The following is a 24780-nucleotide window of genomic DNA, read 5'->3' on the forward strand; positions in this document are numbered from 1 at the left end:
CCTTATGTTAAAGAGCTCGTTTGATAAAGTTTCATAAGTGCAATATAAAAATCTTCTTCTTTATTTTCTTCGATAAGCCCTTTATTCGGGGCTATATCGTAATAGAGTTTTTGTAGGTTTTTAAATCTATTCGGGAACATATGAGCTAAAAATTTAGCGCTTATCTCTTTTCTCATCAAAATTGTAGGCGGCATAAGCCCCGTTTTTATAAGCTCGAAAATCGAATCGCTGTGATAGCTGATATGGTGATGACTACCGTGAGGACATGAATTGACGCTTACGATAGTTTTGCATTTGTCGCAATAAACGTATTCGTTTATAGTTTCGATTTCTATTCCGATATCCATTGAATCGAAAATGCTTTTTAAATGGTCCGCTTCGTAATATATGCCTAAACCTTTGTGTGTTTGCCCCATAATAAATTTGGTACAACCGAAATTTTTTGCCATCATGGCATCAAGTATCGCTTCGTTAACTCCTGAGAAGATATATGTGTTTAGTAGAGGAATTATAATGATTTTGTCTTTTGGAAAATAGTTTTCAACAACGAATTTTAAAGATTCGAATCTTAATTTATAAGGCACTTCGTCTTCTTGAATGTTTTTTATCAAAAAAATAATTAATAAGTCGTTTTTTTCGATAGCTTGTCTCATAATTTTTTCGTGTACTCTGTGAATCGGCTTTGCGTGCATTGTCATACCGACAACTTTTTCTTTGTTTTTTATAAGCTCTCTTGCGTAGTCTATCTTTTTTTTGATTCCGTAATCTTCAACCCAAAAATCACCTGCAATAGCGTATTTTCCGAGCCTTTTTAACGTTCTTGCGACTTGAGGGTAGTTTTTGGTATCTTTGGTGCCGTAAATTGTTTCGACTCTTTTTAGCGGGTCTATTTCATATATCTCTTCTACATTCACTTCGCCTATTTTTTTATTGTTGTAGTAAAGTTCTATTTTTTGGGGATTTTGTTTTAGGACTTCTTCGTTTCTTTTTCCGGCAGGTGCCAAAATAAAAGAAAAAGGTACCGATTTTCCTTTGTATTTTTTTTCCGTATCAGCGATTTTCGCTTCTTTGCTGTTCATCAGTTTATCTATCGGATTTAATAATCCCGCTTGCACCATTGCAAGCGTATAATAGGCTTCTTTGTCTATAAAAATCTTATTTTTGTTTGAAGATTCCATATTTTTTCCTTTTCTCCCACAGGCTCTTTCTGCTTATGCCGAGCTTTTTACTGAGCTCCGTATCGGGAAATTTGTGCTGATGGGAGGTGATGATGAATTTTATATATTCTTCTATGCTTAAAATTTCGTTATCGAAAAAGTTCGATTTCGTAACTTCGAATTCGACACATCTGTTTGTTATTTTGTCGTAGTTTTTCGGTAATAGTATTATCGAATCGTATTTTGAGACGAATTTCAAAATCTCTTCGTCTTCTACTTTTTCGTAATTCAAACAGCAGTATATAACATCGTCACTGTTAAAATCTTTTTTATTGAATTTTTCAAGGTCTATGATTTTTATATCTTTGTTTTCTTTTTTCGCTATTTCATATACGAGTTTTTCGACGGCTTTGTTAGGAGTCGATTTAATAAATACCGGAAACGAATATTTAGGCATAGTAATTTCGATATCGTGAAGCAGATATTCTATGAAATCTTCAAGAAGTTTTACTTTTCTTTTTAGTTTGTAATATTCGATGAGGTGTTTTATTTTTCTGATAAGCTCCTCGATTGAAAAAGGCTTTTGAAGATAATCGTCTGCTCCAAGCTCGATAGGGTGCGTTACGCTTGAATATGTAACATAAGGAGCTAAGAGGATGATTATTGAGTTTTTCTTCTCTTTGATAAGCGGTTCGATATTTCCTTGGAGATTGGTGTTGATTATGAAAATATCGCCGTTTGTTTTCATAGCTTCGTCATACGAAGCGTAAATTTCACATCTTGCGTTTAGTTTTTCGCTCAGGTTGTTTTGGATACTTTGAGCTAAGTAGAGTTCATTTTCTACTATTATAATCTTCATGCCAGTCCTTATATTTTAAATTTGCGTTAGCGATAACTGCAACCCCCTCACATCTTCCGATAAAGCCCATTTTTTCGTTTGTAGTGGCTTTTACGTTTACACGTGCGCCAAGTAGGTCGGATAAGTTTCTTTGGATTTTGGTTTTATATTCTTTAAGTCTTGGTTTTTGAGCTATGATAGTCAAATCCGCATTGACTATTTCAAAGCCGGTTTTAAGCAACGTCTCTTTTACGTATTCTAAAAGCTTTACGCTTGAGATTCCCTTAAACTTAGGGTCGTCATCAGGGAAAAATTCCCCGATATCTCCATATCCGGCGGCACCGAGCAGTGCGTCTATGAGTGCGTGAATCGCCACATCTCCGTCGCTGTGGGCTTTGAATCCGTAATCAACGTCTATTTTTACGCCTCCAAGAAACATCTCTTTATTTTCTTCGAATTTATGAGTGTCGTATCCGGTGCCGGTGAAGATATCTTTTGAAGGTTTTTTTAAACAAGACAGGTTTAAGTCTTTAAAATAGGTTATTTTTTTACTTTTTTCACTACCTGAGATATATTTTATCTCTCCGCCTATTGCTTCTATCGCCGCTCTTTCGTCGGTAAAAAGTTTGTCGGTATCAAGTGCTCTTTTTAAAATTTCCGTGCGGCTTAGTTGCGGAGTTTGGATTAGTTTTACTTTGTCTCTGTCGATTGTAGAATTTTCATATACCACCGTATCGACAGGTTTTATAAAAGGTACGGTGCAATCGGCAGGATTTTGAAGCAGATTTTGAATTATCTCTTTTGGTACGCAAGCTCTTGCCACGTCGCTTACCATTACATATTCGGTATCTACATATTCAAGAGCGTTTTTGAGGCTTAATTGTCTCTCTTTATCTCCGGGTACGATTGTATAATCGCAAAGTTTTTCGTATAATCTTACTTCGTTTTTATTTGCGGTAAGAATTGTTTTTTTAAACTCGAAAAATTGATTAAACCTCTCGGCTACGAATTGCCAAAGCGGTTTGTTTTCTATTCTTAGCCATTGCTTTTTGACAGGATAATCGAATCTTGTCGAATTTCCCGCGCTAAGGATAATTAAAGTAACATTCAAAATGTTTCCTTTTGTAATGATGTTACGAAATTATACAAAAAAATTGTTACTTTTTGTAAAAAACGTCTTTTCGTTTAAAAAAAGAAATTTTAAGCTAATTTTAAGGTTTTTAGTGTAAAAAGAGATAAAATTTATCATAAAGGATTTTGATGAGAACTGAATGGATAAAGAAAAGGGCTAATGATAAAGTCAGAACCCAAATGTATTACGCAAAAAAAGGGATTATCACCGAAGAAATAGAATACGTAGCTAAAAAAGAAAATTTAGACCCTGAATTTTTAAGAAAAGAAGTTGCAAGAGGTAGATGTATTATTCCGGCAAATATAAATCATACACACCTTGAGCCTATGGCTATAGGAAGAGTTACAAAAACTAAAGTAAACGCAAATATCGGGGCAAGCGCTCTTGCAAGCGATATTCAAGAAGAAGTAAAAAAACTTCAAACAGCCGTTAAATACGGAGCCGATACGGTTATGGATTTGAGTGCGGGTGCTAAAAATATGGATGAAATAAGAGAAGCGATTATTAAAGCAAGTCCGGTACCTATCGGTACGGTTCCTATGTATCAGATAATCGATGAGATAGGAGATGTTGAAAAACTTACATACGACGATATCTTAAGAGTCCTTGAAAAACAAGCTCGTCAAGGTGTTAGTTATTTTACGATTCACGCGGGGCTTCTTTTAAGACATATGCCGGAAATCGCAAAAAGAAAAATGGGAATCGTTAGCCGTGGGGGAAGTTTGACGGCAAGTTGGATGCTTAAACACCATAAAGAAAATCCTTTTTATACTATTTTTGATGAGATTTTGGATATTTGTAGAGAATATGACGTTTCGCTCTCTCTCGGGGATAGTTTAAGACCCGGATGTTTATACGACGCAAGCGACAAACCGCAACTTGAAGAGTTGAAAGTTCTTGGAGAATTAACTCTTAGAGCTTGGGATAAAGACGTTCAGGTTATGATAGAAGGTCCGGGACACGTACCTATTAACGAAATAGAAAGAAACGTAAAATTAGAACAAATCTACTGCCACGAAGCGCCGTTTTACGTACTCGGACCGCTTGTGCTTGATATCGGAGCGGGGTATGACCATATAGGTAGTGCGATTGGTGCCGCTATGGCCGCTTGGTATGGTGTTAGTATGCTTTGTTACGTAACGCCAAAAGAGCATTTGGGGCTTCCGAACGAAGAAGATGTTAGAGAGGGGATGATGGCATACAAAATAGCGGCTCACGCGGCGGATATCGGTAGAAAAATTCCGGGAGTTAGAGATATTGACGATGAGATGAGCGATGCGAGATATAAGTTTGATTGGAAAAGACAATTTGAGCTTGCATTAGATCCTGAAAGAGCAAAAGAGTATCACGACGAAACTCTGCCTCAAGAGGTATTTAAAGAAGCGGAATTTTGTAGTATGTGCGGTCCGAAATTCTGTTCTTATAAAGTAACTCAAGAAGCGATGCAAAATTTCGATTGGGAAGAGTTTAAAAAAGAGGCCGCTCAAAAAATGGAAAAAGTCGATTAGTATTGACAAAAGTTAAAAAAAGTTATATAAACCACAAAAACATTTTAAGGAGTTGAAGTGAAAGAAAAAATTAAACAAATTTTGCAAAAAGTTGTATATCCGGGATTCAAAAAGTCAGTAGTGGATTTCGGATTTGTTAAAGATATCGAAGTTAGTGAGGACGGAAAAAGCGCAATAATTACATATCAAATCCCTTCAAGCGACGATGAAGTTGCTCAAAAACTAAACGATACGACGGTTGATGCGTTAAAAGAAGAGGGAATTGAAGCAAGCGTTCAAATCATAAGACCAAAAAAACCTAGAGAAACAAGTAGCCGCGGCGTAAATAAGATGCCAAGCGTTAAATCTTTCGTAATGGTATCTTCCGGTAAAGGTGGGGTAGGTAAATCTACAACTGCCGTAAACTTGGCGTTGGCTTTAGCAAAAGAAGGTAAAAAAGTAGGTATTCTTGACGGGGACATTTACGGACCGAATGTTGCAAGAATGCTCGGAATGCAAGATAGAAAACCTGAAGTGGTAGGAAATAAAGTAAAACCTTTTGAAAACTACGGAGTAAAATTCATCTCTATGGCAAACCTTTTACCTGAGGGTAAAGCTTTGATGTGGAGAGGCGCAATGCTTGTAAAAGCGCTTCAACAATTTATGGAAGACGTGGATTGGGGTGAGCTTGATATTTTGGTGATAGATATGCCTCCCGGAACGGGTGATGCTCAAATGACAATGGCACAACAAGTACCGGTAACTGCCGGAGTTGCGGTAACAACACCTCAAACGGTTGCTGTGGATGACGCAAAAAGAAGTCTTGATATGTTTAAACAACTACATATTCCTATTGCCGGAATTATTGAAAATATGAGCGGATTTATCTGTCCTAACTGCGGAATGGAATATGATATTTTCGGAAAAGGTGCGGCTGCTACGCTTGCAAAAGAATACGACACAAAAGTACTTGCACAAATTCCAATTGAGCCTGAAATCAGAGAAGGCGGAGATACCGGAAAACCAATCGTAGTAAGCAGACCTGAGAGTGAAAGTGCAAAAAGATTTTCTAAAGCGGCAAAAGAGTTAATCGAATTTATCGACTATGTACTTGCCGAAGATTTGGCAGGAAATGAGATGATTCAGCCAATTTACGGAGTAAACGGAGCGCCGAGCGCTTGTAGCGTAAATAGATAATTTAGCTACAATTAGCGGGAACTTTTCCTGCTATCACTCCTTTTAAAAACTCTTTTAAGTCGTTAAGTTTATTTCTTTTGATGATTTTTTCAATTCCTTCTAATGCGATAAATTGTTTTTCTTTTTTAAGTATTTCTTTTAGTTTTTCAGCGTTATTGGCGAATAATTTATTTAAATCTTCCTCGTTTTTAGCTCTTATAATTTTGACGAAATCCGTTACTTTTATTTTTGCAGGTTTTAAAATATATTTGGTATAGTATTTATATCCGATATTATAATCTCCTTTTGTTTCGAAAAGAGTCGTGTTTGAGTAGATTTCTTTTACTTTATAAGCTTTTAAAGTAATTCCTTTATTTGATTTGAAAGTTCTAAGAATTATTACCGATTCACCGTTTTTATTTAAATCGTTTACTACTTGAGGCAAAATATTGGAGTCAAACTCTTTTTTGAGTATGCGTTCAGTCGTTTGTGAAGCTAATAAAAAAGATGCGATTGCACTAAATATAACGATTTTTTTCATTTTGTTCCTTTTTTTATCAGGAATTATAAAGAAAAGAGGGGAGAAAAATCAAATTTGTTATAACTTTTTCTTATTCGTAGTGAGTTATTACTTTTTCGACTTCAGGAATAGCTTCTTTGATTTTATCTTCGAGTTTGTGTACGTATGCGTGTGCTTCTTTGATAGAGTCGGTTTTTACGTCGATATCAAGATAGATAAATTTATAACTTCCGGCGTTTCTACCTTTGATGTCGTTGATTTTTTCAATCATATCTTCTTTTTCCAAAATTTGTCTTACTTCTTCTAAAGTATCTTTATCAACTGAAGCGTCAAGTAAAACTTTGATAGCGTCCACTAAAATTTCCCAACCGCTGTGGAAAATGAAATATACTACGATTGCAACGGCTATTTTTTCGATAATAGGATATCCCATATATTGGCCTATTACACCTACCAAAACTACAAGAGCCGTAAAAAAGTCGCTTTTTACGTGTTCTGCGTCGGCAAGTAGTGAAGGCGAGTTTAATTCTATCGCTTTTTTCTTTTCCCATCTTGAATAAAAATAGGTAATTATTACCGTTAAAACGATAGCGATTAATGCAATCGGTAAGTTGTGAATTTTCATAGGTTCACCGAAAAATACGTCTTTTGCGATTTCGTATCCCGCAAAAAATATTGCAAATGCCGAAATTAAAGCCACCAAATTTTCGACTTTATAAAGTCCCATAGGAAAATCTTTGGCTTTTTTGTTGGCGATTACGATACCTGTTAATACGCTAAATGATGCCGCAAGGTCTGATAGTGAATGAATACCGTCAGCAGTCAATGCAGCACTACCCGAGAGTTTTCCACCGATTATTTTTATAAGTGATAAAGTAAGGTTGACTATGATTGAAAATATAGCGATTTTTTTCTTTTCTTTGTAGATTTGTTCTCTTGTCACAAAAATCTCCTTCAAATAATTTTGAAACGTAATTGTAACTACTTTTTTGACATATGTCAAATGTTATTAAAAACAAGATTTTTTAATGTCGAGTTTTTATACTCTTTTGCCGGAGGAATCGATTTTTCGTATTTAAAGTCGGTATTTTGTTCTATCATTTCGATTAGTTCTTCTTTTGTAAATTTCGGTGAGTTGATACAAGCTAAAAGTGTGGTGTTTTTATGAGAGAGTTGAGGTAGTTTTTTTATAATTTTTATATAATCTTTGCTTGCGATGAAGCTTCCTTTTTGATAGCTTGGAGGGTCTATTATTATGATATCGTAAGGTGCTTGTTTTTTTAATTTAGGAAATGCTTTTAAGATATTATAAGGCCAAAACGCTATGTTTTTGACTTCTAAGTCGTTAATTTGGTGATTTGCCATTCCCGTTGCAAGTGCGGATTTACTCATATCTACGTTTGCGATAAATTTCGCACCTCCGCTTTTTGCATACAATGAAAAACCGCAGGTGTAAGAGAAGAGATTAAGGACTTTTTTTTCGTTTGAAATTGATTTTATAAATTCTCTTCCGTGTTTCATATCTCCGAAAAATCCGATGTTTTGGTTTAAAAAGTTGAGTTTGAATTTAAAGCCGTTTTCTATTGCATAGGCTGTTTTTGGAATTTCTCCTTTTATTGCAAACGTTTCGTTTGAATATCTTTTTTTTATGATTATCGTTTTATGAGAAAAAAGATTTTTCGAAAGAGTTAAAATTTCGTTTTCGTATTCGTTTTCTTCGAAAAACTGAATAAAAAGAATATCCCCGATCGAATCGATAGTTAGAAATTTAAACTCTTCTTCACCTCTGCCGTGGTAGAGTCTTTTGAATTCTTCGGTTGTTTTTATTGTTGATAGTTTTTTTAATAATTCTTTCACTTTTTAAACCACCTTAAATCTTTCAATAAATAGACAAAATAAAAACTTGCCCCGACCATTAACCCAAGAGCGGTCAAAATAATTACATAAAGAAAAAGCATTTTTACGTTTTCAATTTCTCCATAAAGAACAAAACCTCCTAAAAAAAGGAAAAAAGAAATTGCCGTAGCAATTATTGTTTTGTTGTTTCTTTTGAAGTATAAAACTATTCCCGATATCAAAAGAGGCAAAAAGATTATCAGCATATAAATATAACCCGGAATGTCAGGGATTATATTGAAAATAAAAAGATAAAACTGCATACTGAGATATATCGATAAAAGTACAAGAGTATAAAAAAGAAGTTTTAGGAAAAATACGGCTGAGAGCCTGTTGTATCTTCCGAATAAAAAAAGCAGAGCGAAAACTATCCCGTAAACTATCCAAAAAGTTTTTAAAAATAGGAATTTTTCCATTAGTAAATAAAATTTGTAAAGAATGGTTAAAGTATCATCTTTAGCAAATAAAAAGGCCGGAATTAAAAAAATCGATTTTTTCATTTTTTTTCCTTTACCAACTTCCGCTGCTTCCGCCGCCGCCGAAATCTCCTCCTCCGCCGCTGCTTCCGCCGCCGCTTGATGAGCCGCCTCCGCCCGTAAATACTCCGTAATCAGTGATTATCTCACCCATTTCTATATCTCCGTTTGAAGGAGGAGGCGGATTTTTAAGGTTGAAAAGTGCAATAATTGCGAAAATTCCACCACCTGCAAGCAGTGCGTAAAGGAGTGTTTGGCTTATGAAATAGACTACCAAAAATGCCATAACTCCTAAAAACAAAGCGGGAAGGATTCTTTTTAGAAATGTTAGGTATTTTGATAAAAGAACGCTTAAAAACAGCAGTGCAAAACCTCCGATAGGAATAGCTTCGTCTATTTCTTCTTTTTCTTTTTTTTCAGGTCTGAAAGTGTTTTTTATCGTATCCATAATGGCTTGTACGCCTTTTAATACGCCTGTATCGTAATCGCCTTTTTTGAAATACGGAATAATTATGTCGTTTATAATAAGAAAAGATTTCGCGTCCGTCAAAGTACCCTCAAGCCCGTAGCCGACTTCGATTCTTACTTTTCTTTCCTTCGGTGCTACGATTAAAAGCACTCCGTTATTTTTTTCTTTTTGTCCGATACCCCAATGTCTTCCGAGTTGATATCCGTAATTTTCTATCGAATTACCCTGGAGAGATTTGAGTGTTACGACTACGATTTGATTTGAAGTGTTTTGTTCGAAACTTTTTAGCATAGCGTTTAGGGTTTGTTTTGTTTTAGGGGATAAAATTTGAGCGTTATCTACGACTCTACCGGTGAGCTTTGGAAATTCGATTGCAAAAAGAAAAGAAAAAAGTATTAAAAAAATGACTTTTTTCATCAGTTAAAGTTTACCTCAGGTGTTTTCATATCTTTTTGGTCGATTGTGAAAGTAGGTTTTATTTTAGCATCCGGGTAGAGTAGGTGCGCTATCCATTTATTCGGAATGGTTCTAAGTTCAAGGTTGTATCTTTTTACCGCTTCGATATAGTCTCTTCTTGCAACAGCAATTCTATTTTCCGTACCTTCGAGTTGTGATTGAAGCATAAGGAAGTTTTTGCTGGCTTTTAGGTCCGGATATCTCTCAGATACCGCAAGAAGTCTTGCAAGGGCGGAGCTTAGTTTTTGTTGAGCCGCGATATATTCTTGAAGTTCTTTTGGATTATTGATATCTACTTTCATATGAGCAACTTGAGTTCTTAGTTTTGTCACCTCTGTAAAGACCTTATCTTCATGTTTCGCGTAAGCTTTTACCGTTTTTACGAGATTTGGTATCAAATCTGCTCTTCTTTTATATTCGTTCATCAGTTGCGCCCACTTGGCTTTTACTTCTTCGTCGTATTTAGGGACGTTGTTTATCATACATCCGTTGATTAAAAATGCAATAAGCATTAAAAAAACGAGGTTAATTTTTTTCATAGCAAACCTTTTTTTCAAATTATAACATTTTTGAAAAAGTTTCAAAATTTTGTTATATTCTCATAAAAAGGTTTGAGGTGAAAATCTATCTTAGCAAATCTCAATTTGAAAAAATAAAATCCTTATACGAATCCAAAAATCTAAAAACACCTTTTGAAAAAGCTCTTGAAATATACGAAAAAACTCCGTCTTTCAAAATCAACCAAAACGTTTATGAAAAAAACGAAGAGTGGAATGATGATGTGCATTACTTAATGAGGCTAATTGCCACTGAAAAAATGAAAGAAGTTTTCGAGGCTTTAAAAATAGATATCAACGACCCTAATGTTTGCGAAAATCATGAAGATGGAAATATCGGTACGGCTGGTAGAATAATTAAAATGTGGAGCGGAGCGGATACCAAGGATGACAGAGAGCTTATGAGCGGTAGATTCAACAAGCCCGTCAGACTTGCGAAGTTTCCGAACGAAATAAGTGAAGATTACGATAATCCTATTATCAAAGAGATAGATTTAACGGCGGTGTGTTCTCATCATTTCGCTCCTTTTTCTACTAAATTTTCCGATAAAGCCAAAGTGGTGATTGCTTATATTCCGGATAAATACGTACTTGGAATATCCAAACTTCAAAGAGTGGTTCGTTATATCGCCCAAAGAGGTTGGCTACAAGAAGATTTGACAAGAGCGATTTATAACGAAATCAGCAAAACAGCCCAAACCAAAGACGTCTACGTAAAACTCAAAAACATCAAACATTCATGCGAATTTTTAAGGGGAGCTTTGAGTGAGAGTGAAGGATTCACTACCGAATATTTCGGAGGAAAATTCAGACAAAACAGAGATTTGCTCGAATTTGTAAGGGGGTATTAAGTGAAAAGACTTTTATCTCTAAAAGCGAGTGCGGGAAGCGGCAAAACCTTTTCGCTTGCCGGTAGATACATAGCGCTTTTATTAAAAGGAAAACACCCCTCAACCATTCTTGCCGTAACTTTCACCAATAAAGCCGCAAACGAAATGAGAGAGAGGATTGTAGATTATCTAAAAAATCTCCACAAAGACGAAGAAAAATATACAAGTATGCTAAATTGGCTTCAAAACGAGCTTAATTTGTCAAAAGAGGAGATTTTAAAATTAAAAGAAAAGGCGCTTGAGAGCTTTTTGAAAAGCGATATCAATATCAAAACGATTGATAGTTTTATCCAAAAAATATTAAGAAAGTTTTGGCACTATGCCGGGATTGATTTGGATTTCGAGCAAAAAAGTGACGATTTGAATGTCGTTTTTGAAAACTTTTTGAACTCTTTATCTCCTAATGAGTTGGAAGAATTTATAAATTTTTCAAAGATTATGGAATACAAAGAGGGCTCGATTTTATCGCTTTTTGAGAATCTGTACGAAAAAGACAAAGAAATTTCGGCTTTTAAAGTTACACCTCCTAAAAAGACTATTTCTGAAATAAATTCTGAAATATCGAAAATAAAAAACGAATTTGTTTTGGCTACTCAAGATTGCAAACAGATAAACAATTACTTCAAAAAAAGCGATTATAAGCTTCTTGAGAGTAAAATGGTCGAATATTTTCTTGAAAATAATACTCTAAAAGGTTTTAAAGGCTATAAAAAATGCTACGAAGAGTGGATGGATGAAAAATATAGTGTTTTATTGGGACTTTTAAAAGAAAAAATCCTGCTTCAAGAAAAATATACTCTTTATATGCTTTTTAAACTATACGGGAAATATAAACAGATAAAAATGAAAATAAAAAGAGACGAAAAGTACCTCGATTTTAAAGATGTGGAGCATTTCGTATATAAACTGCTCGTAGAAGACGAGCTGAATAGAGACTTTTTGTATTTTAGGCTCGATAGCAGAATCGAACATATATTAATAGATGAATTTCAAGACACTTCTGTTACTCAGTGGAAAATTTTCGAACCTTTGGTGGATGAGATAAAAGCGGGTGAGGGAGTTAAGAGTTTTAGGAGTTTCTTTTATGTAGGAGATAAAAAGCAGGCGATTTATAGATTCAGAGGCGGTAGCAGCGAGCTTTTCGATTATGTTTATGAAACTCTAAAACCTTTCGGTATGGAACAGGATATTTTAAAAATTAATTACCGCTCCAAAAAAGAGATAGTGGAGTTTGTTAATGAAGTTTTCGCTTTAAGAGATGAAGCTCAAAGTGCCAATAAAGAGGGCGGTTATGTCGAGGTTGTGACAAGCGGAAACGAAAAAGAGGAAATTTTAGAAGAGATGTATAAAAAAATCGAATTTATGAAAAGCAAAGGCGCAAAAGAGAGCGATATCGCCGTTTTGGTATATACCAACCAAAACATCCTTGACGTTGCCGAATTTTTGGAAGAGAAAAAAATCAAATGCGTAACATCCACAAGAGCGCAGGTTATCAATCAACCTTTTGCAAGAGCGATTATAGATTTGATGAAATATCTCTATTTTAATTCGATAGGTAAAAAAGCAGAGCTTTTTAAATTTAACTTTTTAAGCGTAATAGGCGAAAAATACTCGACAAAAGAGATAAAAATTCCTTTTGATAAACCTGCAAAAATGATAAAAACGATTATGGATACATATAATTTATACGACGAAGCCTCTTTGAAACTTTTGGAGTATGCCTTGAATTTTGAAGATATTATAGATTTCGTTTATAAAATAGACGAATGGAGCGAAGAGCTGCCTTTGAGCGAGTTTGAGGGTGTTGCTATTATGACTATTCATAAAAGTAAAGGGCTTGAATTCGAAAACGTAATAGTTTTGGATAGGCTTTCAAGAGAAAGAGGCGGCGGGGGTGCTTTTTTGTATGACTATGAGGGAATAGAGCTAAAAGATATCAAATATACTTTTCCAAATAGAGAAAAAATAGATTTTGATTATAAAAGAGTGCTTGAAAAAAATAAGTTTTTAGAAATTCAAGATAAAAAAAACGTAGAATACGTAGCGTTTACGCGTGCTAAAAACGCGCTTTTTATCATAAAAAAGGAAAAAACATCTTTTGTAACGCCGCTGTTTGATACTATAAGAGGAGAATTTGAAGCTCAAAAAAAAGAAGAGATTAAAAAAGATACCTCCAAATTTTCACTTCCTCTTAAATTTTACGATTATCAAGATAACGAAAAAGACGATGAGTATAAACCTAACGATTACGAAGCGATATACGAGGGGCTTGCACTTCATTATAGTTTTGAAGTCGAGGATTTCGATGCAGTACTTAACAGATACGGAATTTATACCGATGTAGAAAAAGTATATGAAGTGTATGAAAATTCAAAAGGCGAGATAAATTTTGGAGGTAAATATTATAAAGAAGTACCGGTGGTTTTCAATAAAAAAGAGTATAGAATCGACCTTTTGATAGAAAACGAAGAAGAGATGATAATAGTGGATTATAAATCCGCACGACCTAATGATGAAAGCGCGTATATCAATCAGGTGAGAGGCTATATGAAAGCTGTTAAAGAAATCACTTCTAAAAAAGTAAAAGGGTATCTTTTTTATGCGGATGAGAAGAAGTTTAGAGAAGTTAAGGAGTAAAAAATGTGTATGCAGACGAATTTCGGGTGTTGTTTGGTTGATGGAGTTATGGTAGAAAAAGGTAAAAAACGCAAAAAAAGAGCAAAAGCCCAAAAAAAGAGTAATAAAAAGGTAATTTATCAGCAAAAGGTAGATTTTGAATAGGATACTTGTGAGCGCTCTTGAGCCGAGTGCCAATTTGCATTTAAAAGAAATCTTAAAAAGACTGAATCCTAAAGGGCTGGGGCTAAAAGAAGGACTTGATATAGGGATAAGTTCTTCAAAAGATTATGAAATTACCGGGATTTTTGATAAAAGTTTGGGAAATCCGATACTTGATAGCAACGAATTTAACGTTATGGGTTTTTTTGACGTTTTGCCGAAAATCAATCTTGCAAAAAAAGCGATTGAAACACTAAGCGATATGGCGGGCGAAGTCGATAAAGTACTCTTAATCGACGCTCCTTCTTTTAATTTGAGACTTGCAAAAAAAATCAAACAAAAACATCCGCAAAAAGAGATAATTTATTATATTTTGCCAAAAGTTTGGGCTTGGAAAAAAGGAAGAATAAAAGAGGTAAATGCTTATATCGACAAAAAAGCGTATATTTTTCCGTTTGAAAAAGAGATTTGGAGAGACGGAATATATGTCGGAAATCCTCTTTTGGATGAAATAAAAACATATAGAGACGAAAAAACATACGGAAATATCGCCTTTTTGCCGGGAAGTAGAAAAAGCGAAATAAAAGCTTTAATGCCCGTTTTTAGAGAGTTAAGAAAAAAAATCGATAAAAAAGCTTTGCTTGCGGTACCTGAAATTTATAAAGATAAAATTGATGAAATATACGGAGATGTAAAAGGTTTTGAGATTGTTTTTAATGCGAAAGAGGCGCTTTTAAAAAGTGACTTTGCTTATATTTGCAGCGGTACGGCCACATTGGAAGCTGCGATTATAGGTACTCCTTTTGTTTTGATGTATAAAGCGAGAGAAATAGAATATTTAATAGCCAAAACTTTTGTAAAACTTAATTATGTCGGGCTTGCAAATATCATTTTCGAGCATGAAGGGCTTGGAGAATTTCATAAGGAGTATTTGCAGACATTCGATATTGAGAGGCTGATTAAAGATATGAAAAACAGCGATTTGAAAGATTTTAGAGAAAAATCAAAAACGCTAAGAGAGATACTCAAATACGGCAGCGCCGATAACGTAGTGAAGCTTCTTATCGGCTAAAAATAAAACGTTAATTTCGGTATAATTTCTAAAAAAATAATCTATAAAAAAGGGTGAAAATGCAAAAAGAACCAATGACTAAATACGGATATGAAAAGCTAAGTAAAGAGCTTGAATATCTAAAAACAGTCGCAAGACCGGAAGTAGCAAAAGAGATCGATGCGGCAAGAGAACTCGGAGACTTAAAAGAAAACGCCGAATATCACGCGGCAAAAGAAAAACAAGCTCATATCGAAAGAAGAATCGCGGAACTTAGCGATATTTTAAGTAGGGCAGTTGTTGTTGACCCGAAAGAACACGCTCATAATAGAGTATCATTCGGCTCTACCGTATATTTAATCGATGTGGATACTGATGAGGAAGTAAAATATACTATCGTAGGAGCACCCGAAGCAAATCCTGAAAAAGGACTTATTTCATATCACTCTCCACTTGCAAAAGCGTTAATCGGAAAAGAAGTCGGAGATGAGGTGGAAGTAAATCTGCCTGGTGGTACGAAAGTTTATGAAATAGATAAAATCTGTTTTGAGGATATCTGTTTTACGTAAGAGTGTGGGAATAGTGAAGTAGTGAAATAGTGAAATTGTGAGTTTGTGAAATCGTGATAAGGATAAGGTATGGTTTTAAAGATTAAAAAATTAACTCAAAATGCTAAAATTCCGGCGTATCAGACAAAAGAAGCCGCCGGGTTTGATTTGCACTCGATTGAAGATGTGGTGATAAAGCCTGGAGAGAGAAAACTCATAGGTACGGGTCTTGCGTTTGAGATTGAGTTCGGGTATGAAGTGCAAATTCGTCCAAGAAGCGGTCTTGCTTTTAAACACGGAATAACCGTTTTAAATACTCCCGGTACTATCGATAGCGATTATAGAGGAGAGATAAAGGTACTTTTGATTAATTTAGGCGATGAGCCTTTTGAGATAAAAGAGGGTGAAAGAATTGCTCAAGCTGTTGTGGCTCCTGTGATTCAAGCAAAAATCGAAGAAGTGGATGAGCTTAGCGATACTCAAAGAGGAGCGGGAGGATTTGGTAGTACGGGGAAATAGATGGTGAAAAAGAGTGAAATAGTGAATTAGTGAAATTGTGAGTTTGTGAAGTTGTGAAATTGGATTTTTATAAAATTAAGCAACCCGAGACAATTGCAAATTTTAATGGAAAAAAAGCGTTAAAAAAGCACACAAGCGCGAAGCGGTCTGTGCTTTTTAGCTTTTTTGTAGTGGTCGAAATTTGCTCTCTTGTTGAGGGTGATTAATTTTAGGATAAATATGGTGGAATGGTGAAATTGTAAAATTGTAAGTTTATGAAGTTGTGCGAGGTGGAAGATTAAAAAACTAAAAAAAGGAATCGTATGATAAAAACGGCGATAGTAGGTGCGAGCGGATATACGGGGCTTGAGCTTATAAAAATTTTGCTAAATCATCCCCATTTTGAAATAAGCGCGCTTTTCGGGAGTGAAGGCGGGGAGAGAATAGAGGATATTTATCCTTCATTAAAGGGAGTTTTCGAAGCTGAGATTCAAAAAGCCGACGTAGAAAAAATAGCGAAATACGACCTTGTATTTTTAGCGGTACCTCATAAAACCGCTATGGCGCTTGTAAAAGAGCTTTACGGCAAAACTAAGATTGTCGATTTTTCGGCTGATTACAGACTTAATCAAAAAAACTACGAAGATTATTATTGTCCTCATATCGACCCCGCTAACCTTGAAAACAGCGCATACGGACTTCCCGAAATTTTTAGAGATTACATTAAAAAATCGACTCTTATAGCAAATCCGGGATGTTATCCTACAGCTACGATTTTGGCCCTTTATCCGTTTATCGAATACATAGAAGACGGCGTGTTTGTGGATGCGAAAAGCGGAGTTAGCGGAGCCGGGAAGAAGCTTAGCGCTACTACTCATTTCGTAAAAGATAACGAAAACTTTTTTGCATACAATCCTATAAAACACCGCCATAGCGTAGAGATTAAAGAAAAAACGGGTCTAAACGTAACGTTCGTACCGCAGTTATTGCCTATTACCAGAGGTATGCAAATAAGTATATACGCAAAGCTCAAAAAAGACATCGATCTTCTTGAAGTATTAAAAGAAAAATATAAAAACGAAGAATTTATAAGAATTTTCGATAAGCCTGTGGAAATCAAAAACGTTGCGGGGACTCATTATTGTGATATTTTTGCGGCAAAAAACGAAAATATGCTATTTATCAACAGCGTAATAGACAATCTCTTAAGAGGTGCTTCTTCTCAAGCTGTTGCAAACGCAAACTTGATTTTCGGACTTGACGAAGGTCTTGCACTGCCGAAAATCGCTTACGTGCCGTAAGGGTAGTTTTGAGAGTTCAAAACGTTTCTTTAAAAAAAGGCGCTTGTTTAATTGCCGACGTGCATTATAAAAAAGGGGATGAAAAATTTTTGTCTCTTTTGAGATATTGGTTAGAAAATCCCCCTCCTCAAATTTTTTTCTTAGGCGATATTTTTCATCTGCTTTTGCCGTTTGATTATTTGATCGAATATAATAAAGATGCGATAGAGCTTATAAACCGACTCGCACGAAAAACCGAAGTATATTATACTCCCGGAAATCACGATTTTAATCTCGACACTATTTTTAAAAATGTAAAAATAGCCGATGCGTTCGTAGATGAAGAAAAAAGTGTTTTTTTAACTCACGGAGATTTAACCGATAAGGATATTTTTTATAAATTTTACGTCTTTTTGATAAGAAACTATCTCGGAAACAAACTTCTTAATCTGGTGTCCTTTAATTTCGTAAATAATTGGCTTTTTAAAGCGATTTTGCAAAAAAAAGTAAAATGTTTGAAAATTTTTGACTTTAAAGCGAAAATAAAATCAAAAATTGCCGATATAGATTATAAGATGATAGTAGAAGGGCATTATCATCAAAACGAAAGCTTTGATTTTGGTGATAAAAGATATGTAAATCTTGGTGCCTTTGTATGTGACGGAAGCTATTTTGTATATGAAAACGAAATTAAAGGATACCAATGGATGACAAAACTCTCAAAGTCGGCTCAAACGAACTCGAACTCGTAGATTTCAGACTCTTTAAAAAAGAACCGGACGGAACGATATATGAAGGTGTGTACGGCATTAACGTCGCAAAAGTGCGTGAAATTATAAAAATGCCCGAACTCACCGAACTTCCCGGAAGTGAAGATTATATTGAGGGAATTTTCGATTTAAGAGGAATTGTCGTTCCCGTTGTAGATTTGGCTAAATGGATGGGGATAAACGTCCCGAGCGAAGATGAAGCGCCTATAAAAAAGCGGGTGATTATTACTGAGTTTAATAATATTCTCATAGGATTTATCGTTCACGACGCAAAAAGAATCAGAAGAATTTCTTGGAGCGATATCGAACCTGCGTCGTTTAGTGCGGCTCAAGGTAAGCTTGACAGAAGTAAGATTACCGGAATTACGAGAATTGAAGATGGTGAAATACTTCTTATTTTGGATCTTGAGAGCATTGTTGAAGAGATGGGCTTTTTTGAAAGCAATCTTGATATCGAAGAAGATAAATTAGAAAAATTCTCAGGTATCGTACTTCTTGTGGATGATTCACCTACAGCCAGACGTATAGAAAAAGAAGCTCTTGAGAAAATGGGCTTTGAAGTCATAGAAGCTACAAACGGAGAAGAGGGACTACAAAAACTCGAAGAACTCTACGCATTATACGGCGAAAATCTAAAAGAGAAACTAAAACTTATCTTAAGCGATATAGAAATGCCGAAAATGGACGGATACCATATGGCTGCAAGAATTCACCAAGATAACAGATTCAATTCAATTCCTCTTATTTTCAGCTCGTCAATTTCCGACGCGTTTAGTGATATAAGAGGTAAAGAAGTAGGTGCGGAAGGGTATCTTGTGAAATTCGACCCTTCTAAATTCTATGCGAAAATCGCTGAAGTTTTAAAAGATTATAAAGGATAGGCCATGGATGATATGATGGAATTATTAGAAGACTTCCTTGTCGAAGCTTTTGAAATGATTGAAGAGATGGACCAGGATTTGATTGAGCTGGAAAACAATCCTGACGATCTCGATTTGTTAAACAAGATTTTCCGTGTAGCCCATACGATAAAAGGAAGCGGTAGTTTCTTGAATTTCGACAAGCTGACTCACTTGACGCATCATATGGAAGCGGTGCTTGATAAAGCGAGAAAAGGTGAGCTTAGAATTACGCCTGAAATTATGGACGTGATTTTGGAATCAGTAGATGCTATGAAAGCGATTTTGGAATACATCAGAGACCATGGAGACGACAGCTCGCCGGATGTAGAAATCGAATCTATCGTTAAAAAACTGGATGCGATTGTTAGTGGTGAAACAATTTCTAATGATGAAAGCGATGAAAATAACCAAACAAATGAAGAAAAAGGTGATTCTAAGCTTGAAAATATAAGTATTGAAAATATAGATGATATTGATGTTAGCGAATTATCACCAGAAGAGCTTGATGCCGTACTTGAAAAATTGGTAGAGGATATAAATACGCCTCCTGAAGAAAATGAAGAAAAAGAAGAGAGTGCGGAAAAAGCACAAGAAGAGCAAAAAAATCAACAGGAAAATAAAGAAGAGAATAAAGAAGAAGAGAAAAAACCGCCAGTAGAAAAGAAAGAATCAAAACCTGCAGTTAATAATGAAAATAAAAACTTAACGAAAGAAGAGCAGAAAAAAGAGATTAAAAAACAACTCGTATCAACAAAAGAACAGACTATTAGAGTTGATGTAAAAAGATTAGATCAACTAATGAACTTAATCGGTGAGCTTGTTCTTGCGAAAAACAGACTGATTAAAATCTATAACGACGTAGAAGAAAGATATGAGGGTGAGAAATTCTTGGAAGAATTGAATCAAGTCGTATCAAGTATCTCGATTGTTACTACGGATTTACAAATTGCCGTTATGAAAACAAGAATGTTGCCGATTGGCAAAGTATTTAACAAATTCCCGAGATTAGTTCGCGACCTTTCACGTGAACTTGGTAAAAAAGTCAGATTGATTATTGAAGGTGAAGAAACCGAGCTTGACAAATCCATTATCGAAGAGATTGGAGACCCTCTCGTTCATATGATTAGAAACGCGGTTGACCACGGAATCGAACCGCCTGAAGAGAGAGTAAAAAAAGGAAAACCGGAAGAGGGGACTATTTGGCTTAAAGCTTACAATGAAGGTAATATGATCGTTATTGAAATTAAAGACGACGGAAAGGGTATGGACCCTGAAATCTTAAAGAAAAAAGCGATTGAAAAAGGAATTATTACGCCTCAAGAAGCTGAAAATATGAGTGATAAAGAGGCGTTTATGCTTATCTTTAAGCCGGGATTTTCAACTGCCGAAAAAGTTACGAACGTCTCCGGCCGCGGTGTTGGAATGGATGTAGTTAAGACGAATATCGAACAGTTAAACGGGATTATCGAAATCGATTCGGTACCGGGTAAAGGTACGACTATTAAACTAAAAATCCCTCTAACGCTTGCGATTATTCAAGCGTTACTTGTCGCAAGCCAAGAAGATTTGTTTGCGGTTCCGTTATCAAATGTAATCGAAACAGTAAGAATCGTAGAAGAGGATATTTATACTATTGAAGGAAAAAGCGTACTTAAATTAAGAGATGAAGTTCTGCCGCTTGTGAATATGGCGGATATTTTTGAAATCGAAAAAATACTTGAGCCCGAAAAATACCTATATGTCGTAATTTTGGGTCTTGGGGCGACAAAAATAGGGCTTATAGTAGATAGATTCATAGGTCAAGAAGAGATTGTTATTAAATCGTTAGGTGAATTTTTAAAAGGACTTCCGGGAATTGCCGGTGCTACTATCAGGGGAGACGGTAGAGTTACGTTGATTGTGGATGTTGCGAGTCTTATGAAGCTTGCAAAAGAGACTCACAACAAAAAAATCGTAACCGAATCTCTCAAAGAAGCTAAAAAGAAAAAAGAAAAACCGAGCGATTATGTGGTAATGATAGTTGATGATAGTGCAATGGATAGAAAAATTATGAGACAAGCATTAGAAGAATTAGGGGTAACGATTAAAGAAGCAAAAGACGGTATAGAAGCCCTTAATATGCTAAAACAAAACGATGTCGATGCGATGCTTATCGATATCGAAATGCCGAGAATGGACGGATATACTTTGGCTCAAGAAATTAGAAAATATAATAAATATAGAAAACTGCCTCTCATAGCCGTAACGAGTAGGGCGACTAAAGCCGACAGAGTAAGAGGTGTGGAAGTCGGAATGAACGAATATATCACCAAACCTTATACTAAAGAATATTTACAAAACGTTGTAAAAAGAAATTTAAAGCTTGAAGGATAAAAAATGGGAAGCTTAAACGATATCGTAAAAAAACAGCAACAATCATTAACCGAACCTGAGAAAAAAACGGAAGAGATAGTTCAGCTTGTCGGGTTTGTGGTGGGAGAAGAGGAGTTTGCGGTTCCTATTCTCTCGATTCAGGAAATCATTAAACCGATAGAGTGGACGAGAGTTCCTTTTGTGCCGGATTATGTTCTTGGTGTGTTTAACTTAAGAGGAAACGTATTGCCTCTTATCGATTTGAGAAAAAAATTCGGCTCACCGGCCTCTGAAATTGACGAAAATACGAGATTTATCGTAATGAAAATAAAAGGCGAAGACGTTGCGTTCGTAATTGACAGACTAACATCCGCTATCAGAATTCCAAAAAAAGAAATCCTGCCTCCACCTGAGACGTACAATAACGAAGACGATATTATCGAAGGTGTCGGGAGGCTAAAAGACGGAAGAATTATTACTATTTTAAAAGTCGATAATTTAATAAAAAGAGAAGAGATAGTTCCTGAAAAAGATTAGTCGTTTTTTAGATATACCATATCGTTAAGAAGCAAGAAAAGCTCTCCTAAAATCTCTTTTCTCTCCTCTTCGTCATCAATTGCGCTTTCGATATTGTTTTTTAATTCTCTTTCTATTTCATCGATATCATAATCGAGGTCTATTAAAATTTCTCTTATTTTTTGAGTAGGCTCTAAAAATTCTATTTCATAATTACCCTCACTATCAAAAGTTACGATAGCTTCATTCGTGTAGCTGAAAAGATTGTGTTTCATTCCCAAAATTTCCTGATAAGCACCTACCAAGAAAAACCCTAAATAATAATTCTCTTTTTCCAAACCCACGTCGTGAAGATATAAAGGGAATTGTTTGCTAAAAGGAATTTCACCGTCACTATCACAAGTAATATCCCAAATGGTAGCGCTTCTATTTGGTGTGACGTTTAGTTTTGTAAGCGGCATAATAGGAAATCTTTGCCCAAGTCCCCAAAAATCTGGCAGACTTTGAAAGATAGAGAAGTTTGCCAAATATTTTTCTTGAAATTTTTCGTTTATCGATTTTAGGTCTTTGTTTTTGAAGCCTTTAAGGGTTGCGTAGGTTATTGCTTTTTTGATGATGAGGTTTACTAAAATTTCGCTGTTACTTCTATCTATCAAATCGATATATCCCAAATCAAAAAGCGTCAATAGACTTTCGAAATGGTCAAGCGCGTCGTGAAAATATTCGATATAGTTGTTTTCGTTTATACTTTTGTACAGGTCATAAAGCTCTTCAACTAAATCCGGATTTTTTTCTTTCAATTTCAGAGCTTTTTCCGTATATTCTTGAGAAAACAGCTCAATCACAGGCGCTACCAAAACGGTAGAAGGAGACGCTATAAATCTGCCGCTTTCCGTGAAAATATCAGGCATAGGTACGTGTTTTTTATTTGAAATTTCTTTTAAAAGATAGACTACGTCGTTGCTGAATTCTTCTATCGAGTAGTTTTTGTCTCTAAATTCTTCCCATTGAGAATATTCGATAGCGAGTCCTCCACCGATATTAATAGCACTAAGATTTTTAGCGCCCATTTTTCTAAGGTCCGCATAAATATTTCCCGATTCTCTTATCGCTTTTTTTAGAGGTGAAATATCGTTAATCTGACTTCCGATATGAAAATGAATCATTTTGAGTTTATCAAGCATTTTTTCTTTTTTTAAGATATCTACGGCTTCTATAATTTCCGTAGAGCTAAGGCCGAATTTACTCTCTATTCCTCCTGATTTCGCCCAAATTCCTACTCCGGAAGTATGAAGACGAATACGAATACCGATATTTACCGGCATTTTGTGGTACTCTTTACTAACTTCTATGATAGATTTCAGTTCATTTAACCCCTCTATCGTAATAGTCACGTCAAATCCCATAAACCCGGCGATAAACGCCAAACGAATCATATCTTTGTCTTTGAATCCGTTGATTGTTATAGGAGCGTTTTTGTTGTTGTATGTCATTGCGAGTATCAGCTCGGCTTTACTTCCGGCCTCAAGCCCGTAGTTGTATTTTTCGGCAATTTTTATTAAAGGTTTTACGAAAGTCGGAAATTGATTAACCTTAAGAGGAAAAACTGCTTTAAATTTACCTTTGTAATTAAACTCTTTTATCGCTTTTTTAAACGAATTATAAAGAGAATTTATCTGTTTTCTTATCAAATGCGGAAAACGGATTAAAATAGGCCCTTGAAAACCTCTCTCTTCAATCTCTTTTACGATATCGATAAGAGCCGGTTGATTTCCGTAGTTTATTTTTAGTTTTCCGTTTTCGATAAAAAAGTTATTAGCTCCCCAAATATCAATTCCGTAGTTCATAATTATGCCTTTAAAGTTCTTTTTCGAAAAATTCCCCTTTTTTAAGCTCGTCTTCTCCTACAATCATAGCCTTTTTGAAGTTGCCTTTATCTGCGGCTTTTAAGTGTGCTTTTAGGCTTTTTGGTTTTGTTTCTACAAATACTTTTTCTTGATTTCTCAATTCTTTAGCTTTTTTCTGAATAAAAGGTATAGCCTCTTCAATCATAGCACCCATATAAATTCCGCTTCTTTTATCTTCCGCTTTTACCAAATCCAAAATTCTCTCCACTCCGATAGCAAATCCTACGCCCGGAGTCGGTTTCCCTCCTAAAAATTCAACAAGTCTGTCGTATCTTCCGCCTCCTGCTATTGCGCTTTGCGCTCCTATTTCGTTTGATACGAATTCGAATGTTGTTTTTGTGTAATAATCAAGACCTCTTACTAAGTTTTTATCCACTTCATACTCAATTCCTAAATTTTCAAGACCTTTTTTAAGTTTTTCAAAATCACTTTGGCAGTTTTCGCATAGATTGTCCGTGATTTTCGGAGCGTCTTTTAGTATCGCTTGGCAGCTTTCCACTTTACAATCGAGCGTTCTTATAGGGTTTTGAGAAATTCTTCTTTGACAATCTTCGCAAAGATTATTTTTGTGTTCGTTTAGAAATTCTACGAGCTTATCTCTATATTTAGGCATACACGTAGGACATCCTAAAGAGTTGATTTTTAAAATATAATCAATTCCTAAAGCATCAAAAATATCCGCAGCCATCGCTATTACGTTTATATCTTCATAAACACTCGCTTCACCGAAACTCTCTATTCCGAATTGATGAAATTCTCTAAGTCTTCCTTTTTGCGGTCTTTCGTATCTAAACATCGGACCGAAATACCAAAATCTTTTAGGAGTTTGTTGGCGGTCGAATTTATGCTCTATAAAACTTCTAACCACTCCGGCCGTACCTTCCGGACGAAGACATACGTCGTTTCCGCCTTTATCGATAAATTGATACATCTCTTTATTTACGATATCGCTACTCTCACCCACACTTCTTTTAAAAAGAGCCGTTTCTTCCAAAATAGGTGTTTCGATATATTCGTATCCGTAGTTTTGTGCTATTTCTCTTGCGGTATCGAATATTTTTAAAAATCTTTTATCTTCTATAATATCTTTCATACCTCTTAGCGCTTTAATCATAAAAAGCCTT

24 protein-coding genes are annotated in these 24780 nt (G+C 35.3%); 13 read left to right on the forward strand and 11 right to left on the reverse strand.

Translation table 11 applies throughout. From position 1 onward, the window contains the following. Positions 1 to 2: 2 nt before the first annotated feature. From EDC58_RS00720 to EDC58_RS00730, 3 genes are read right to left on the reverse strand one after another with little or no spacing between them, the layout of a single operon-like run. Positions 3 to 1178: a sulfate adenylyltransferase gene (locus EDC58_RS00720; RefSeq protein WP_123351581.1), complete on the reverse strand. Its 1176-nt coding sequence runs from the start codon at positions 1176 to 1178 to the stop codon at positions 3 to 5. Beyond that, positions 1156 to 2016 carry a DNA-binding transcriptional response regulator gene (locus EDC58_RS00725; protein WP_123351582.1) on the reverse strand — a complete coding sequence of 287 codons (861 nt, stop codon included), beginning with the start codon at positions 2014 to 2016 and terminating at the stop codon, positions 1156 to 1158. The genes EDC58_RS00720 and EDC58_RS00725 overlap by 23 nt, the downstream gene beginning before the upstream one ends. Continuing rightward, positions 1991 to 3109, reverse strand: a complete 1119-nt coding sequence (locus tag EDC58_RS00730; RefSeq protein WP_123351583.1) for a bifunctional 2-C-methyl-D-erythritol 4-phosphate cytidylyltransferase/2-C-methyl-D-erythritol 2,4-cyclodiphosphate synthase — start codon at positions 3107 to 3109, stop codon at positions 1991 to 1993. The genes EDC58_RS00725 and EDC58_RS00730 overlap by 26 nt, the downstream gene beginning before the upstream one ends. Positions 3110 to 3255: 146 nt before the next feature. Between EDC58_RS00730 and thiC the strand changes: the two genes are divergently transcribed. Beyond that, positions 3256 to 4635: a phosphomethylpyrimidine synthase ThiC gene (gene thiC, locus EDC58_RS00735; protein ID WP_123351584.1), complete on the forward strand. Its 1380-nt coding sequence runs from the start codon at positions 3256 to 3258 to the stop codon at positions 4633 to 4635. A gap of 57 nt (positions 4636 to 4692) precedes the next feature. Further along, a complete protein-coding gene (locus EDC58_RS00740) occupies positions 4693 to 5811 on the forward strand; it encodes an Mrp/NBP35 family ATP-binding protein (protein WP_123351585.1) in 1119 nt (372 codons plus the stop codon). 1 nt (position 5812) lies between these two features. Here the strand turns inward: EDC58_RS00740 and EDC58_RS00745 are convergent, their stop codons facing one another. From EDC58_RS00745 to EDC58_RS00770, 6 genes are all read right to left on the reverse strand, one after another. Beyond that, entirely contained in the window at positions 5813 to 6331 is a 519-nt protein-coding gene (locus tag EDC58_RS00745) for a hypothetical protein (protein WP_123351586.1), read from the reverse strand. A gap of 70 nt (positions 6332 to 6401) precedes the next feature. Further along, a complete protein-coding gene (locus EDC58_RS00750; protein WP_170151092.1) occupies positions 6402 to 7253 on the reverse strand; it encodes a cation diffusion facilitator family transporter in 852 nt (283 codons plus the stop codon). A 56-nt stretch (positions 7254 to 7309) separates the two neighbouring features. Further along, positions 7310 to 8167 (reverse strand): class I SAM-dependent methyltransferase, encoded by an 858-nt coding sequence (locus EDC58_RS00755; RefSeq protein WP_123351588.1) that lies wholly within the window; start codon positions 8165 to 8167, stop codon positions 7310 to 7312. Next, positions 8164 to 8706, reverse strand: a complete 543-nt coding sequence (locus EDC58_RS00760) for a hypothetical protein (protein ID WP_123351589.1) — start codon at positions 8704 to 8706, stop codon at positions 8164 to 8166. Before EDC58_RS00760 ends, EDC58_RS00755 begins: the two co-directional genes overlap by 4 nt. 10 nt (positions 8707 to 8716) lie before the next feature. Next, a complete protein-coding gene (locus EDC58_RS00765) occupies positions 8717 to 9568 on the reverse strand; it encodes a TPM domain-containing protein (RefSeq protein ID WP_123351590.1) in 852 nt (283 codons plus the stop codon). Continuing rightward, a complete protein-coding gene (locus tag EDC58_RS00770) occupies positions 9568 to 10146 on the reverse strand; it encodes a LemA family protein (RefSeq protein ID WP_123351591.1) in 579 nt (192 codons plus the stop codon). Before EDC58_RS00770 ends, EDC58_RS00765 begins: the two co-directional genes overlap by 1 nt. A 77-nt stretch (positions 10147 to 10223) precedes the next feature. Here EDC58_RS00770 and EDC58_RS00775 point away from each other — a divergent pair, with 77 nt between their 5' ends. The 11 genes from EDC58_RS00775 (at position 10224) to EDC58_RS00825 (ending at position 21770) form a co-directional block, all read left to right on the forward strand. Next, positions 10224 to 11015 (forward strand): GTP cyclohydrolase I, encoded by a 792-nt coding sequence (locus tag EDC58_RS00775; RefSeq protein ID WP_123351592.1) that lies wholly within the window; start codon positions 10224 to 10226, stop codon positions 11013 to 11015. Then, the gene (locus EDC58_RS00780; protein ID WP_123351593.1) at positions 11016 to 13691 is read left to right on the forward strand and encodes a RecB-like helicase; all 2676 of its coding nucleotides are present in this window, start codon (positions 11016 to 11018) and stop codon (positions 13689 to 13691) included. A 3-nt stretch (positions 13692 to 13694) separates the two neighbouring features. Then, entirely contained in the window at positions 13695 to 13835 is a 141-nt protein-coding gene (locus tag EDC58_RS00785) for a lipid-A-disaccharide synthase (RefSeq protein WP_123351594.1), read from the forward strand. Continuing rightward, positions 13828 to 14904 (forward strand): lipid-A-disaccharide synthase, encoded by a 1077-nt coding sequence (gene lpxB / locus EDC58_RS00790; RefSeq protein ID WP_123351595.1) that lies wholly within the window; start codon positions 13828 to 13830, stop codon positions 14902 to 14904. Before EDC58_RS00785 ends, lpxB begins: the two co-directional genes overlap by 8 nt. A 59-nt stretch (positions 14905 to 14963) precedes the next feature. Next, a complete protein-coding gene (gene greA, locus EDC58_RS00795) occupies positions 14964 to 15452 on the forward strand; it encodes a transcription elongation factor GreA (RefSeq protein WP_123351596.1) in 489 nt (162 codons plus the stop codon). Between the two features lie 69 nt (positions 15453 to 15521). After that, entirely contained in the window at positions 15522 to 15950 is a 429-nt protein-coding gene (dut, locus tag EDC58_RS00800) for a dUTP diphosphatase (RefSeq protein ID WP_123351597.1), read from the forward strand. A 302-nt stretch (positions 15951 to 16252) separates the two neighbouring features. After that, positions 16253 to 17230, forward strand: coding sequence for an N-acetyl-gamma-glutamyl-phosphate reductase (argC, locus tag EDC58_RS00805; protein ID WP_123351598.1), 978 nt, complete (start codon positions 16253 to 16255; stop codon positions 17228 to 17230). A gap of 8 nt (positions 17231 to 17238) precedes the next feature. Next, the gene (locus EDC58_RS00810; RefSeq protein ID WP_123351599.1) at positions 17239 to 17961 is read left to right on the forward strand and encodes a UDP-2,3-diacylglucosamine diphosphatase; all 723 of its coding nucleotides are present in this window, start codon (positions 17239 to 17241) and stop codon (positions 17959 to 17961) included. Continuing rightward, complete coding sequence (locus EDC58_RS00815; RefSeq protein WP_123351600.1) at positions 17913 to 18860, forward strand: chemotaxis protein; 948 nt, start codon at positions 17913 to 17915, stop codon at positions 18858 to 18860. The genes EDC58_RS00810 and EDC58_RS00815 overlap by 49 nt, the downstream gene beginning before the upstream one ends. A 3-nt stretch (positions 18861 to 18863) precedes the next feature. After that, positions 18864 to 21254, forward strand: coding sequence for a hybrid sensor histidine kinase/response regulator (locus tag EDC58_RS00820; protein ID WP_123351601.1), 2391 nt, complete (start codon positions 18864 to 18866; stop codon positions 21252 to 21254). Between the two features lie 3 nt (positions 21255 to 21257). Next, positions 21258 to 21770: a chemotaxis protein CheW gene (locus EDC58_RS00825; protein WP_123351602.1), complete on the forward strand. Its 513-nt coding sequence runs from the start codon at positions 21258 to 21260 to the stop codon at positions 21768 to 21770. Here EDC58_RS00825 and speA read toward each other — a convergent pair. Further along, the gene (gene speA, locus EDC58_RS00830) at positions 21767 to 23599 is read right to left on the reverse strand and encodes a biosynthetic arginine decarboxylase (RefSeq protein ID WP_123351603.1); all 1833 of its coding nucleotides are present in this window, start codon (positions 23597 to 23599) and stop codon (positions 21767 to 21769) included. The two genes, EDC58_RS00825 and speA, sit on opposite strands and share 4 nt — an antisense overlap. Positions 23600 to 23606: 7 nt before the next feature. After that, positions 23607 to 24770, reverse strand: a complete 1164-nt coding sequence (hisS, locus tag EDC58_RS00835; protein ID WP_123351604.1) for a histidine--tRNA ligase — start codon at positions 24768 to 24770, stop codon at positions 23607 to 23609. Between the last annotated feature and the right edge of the window lie 10 nt (positions 24771 to 24780).

The sequence above is a fragment of the Caminibacter pacificus genome (assembly GCF_003752135.1).
Classification (GTDB): Bacteria; Campylobacterota; Campylobacteria; order Campylobacterales; family Nautiliaceae; genus Caminibacter; species Caminibacter pacificus.

What these genes read in the sequence shown, in the direction of transcription:
- EDC58_RS00720 (WP_123351581.1), bottom strand. Translation starts at nt 1,178, where the DNA reads ATGGAATCTTCAAACAAAAATAAGATTTTTATAGACAAAGAAGCCTAT.
- EDC58_RS00725 (WP_123351582.1), bottom strand. Translation starts at nt 2,016, where the DNA reads ATGAAGATTATAATAGTAGAAAATGAACTCTACTTAGCTCAAAGTATC.
- thiC (WP_123351584.1), top strand. Translation starts at nt 3,256, where the DNA reads ATGAGAACTGAATGGATAAAGAAAAGGGCTAATGATAAAGTCAGAACC.
- EDC58_RS00745 (WP_123351586.1), bottom strand. Translation starts at nt 6,331, where the DNA reads ATGAAAAAAATCGTTATATTTAGTGCAATCGCATCTTTTTTATTAGCT.
- EDC58_RS00760 (WP_123351589.1), bottom strand. Translation starts at nt 8,706, where the DNA reads ATGAAAAAATCGATTTTTTTAATTCCGGCCTTTTTATTTGCTAAAGAT.
- EDC58_RS00765 (WP_123351590.1), bottom strand. Translation starts at nt 9,568, where the DNA reads ATGAAAAAAGTCATTTTTTTAATACTTTTTTCTTTTCTTTTTGCAATC.
- EDC58_RS00770 (WP_123351591.1), bottom strand. Translation starts at nt 10,146, where the DNA reads ATGAAAAAAATTAACCTCGTTTTTTTAATGCTTATTGCATTTTTAATC.
- EDC58_RS00785 (WP_123351594.1), top strand. Translation starts at nt 13,695, where the DNA reads ATGTGTATGCAGACGAATTTCGGGTGTTGTTTGGTTGATGGAGTTATG.
- greA (WP_123351596.1), top strand. Translation starts at nt 14,964, where the DNA reads ATGCAAAAAGAACCAATGACTAAATACGGATATGAAAAGCTAAGTAAA.
- dut (WP_123351597.1), top strand. Translation starts at nt 15,522, where the DNA reads ATGGTTTTAAAGATTAAAAAATTAACTCAAAATGCTAAAATTCCGGCG.
- argC (WP_123351598.1), top strand. Translation starts at nt 16,253, where the DNA reads ATGATAAAAACGGCGATAGTAGGTGCGAGCGGATATACGGGGCTTGAG.
- EDC58_RS00815 (WP_123351600.1), top strand. Translation starts at nt 17,913, where the DNA reads ATGGATGACAAAACTCTCAAAGTCGGCTCAAACGAACTCGAACTCGTA.
- EDC58_RS00820 (WP_123351601.1), top strand. Translation starts at nt 18,864, where the DNA reads ATGGATGATATGATGGAATTATTAGAAGACTTCCTTGTCGAAGCTTTT.
- EDC58_RS00825 (WP_123351602.1), top strand. Translation starts at nt 21,258, where the DNA reads ATGGGAAGCTTAAACGATATCGTAAAAAAACAGCAACAATCATTAACC.
- hisS (WP_123351604.1), bottom strand. Translation starts at nt 24,770, where the DNA reads ATGATTAAAGCGCTAAGAGGTATGAAAGATATTATAGAAGATAAAAGA.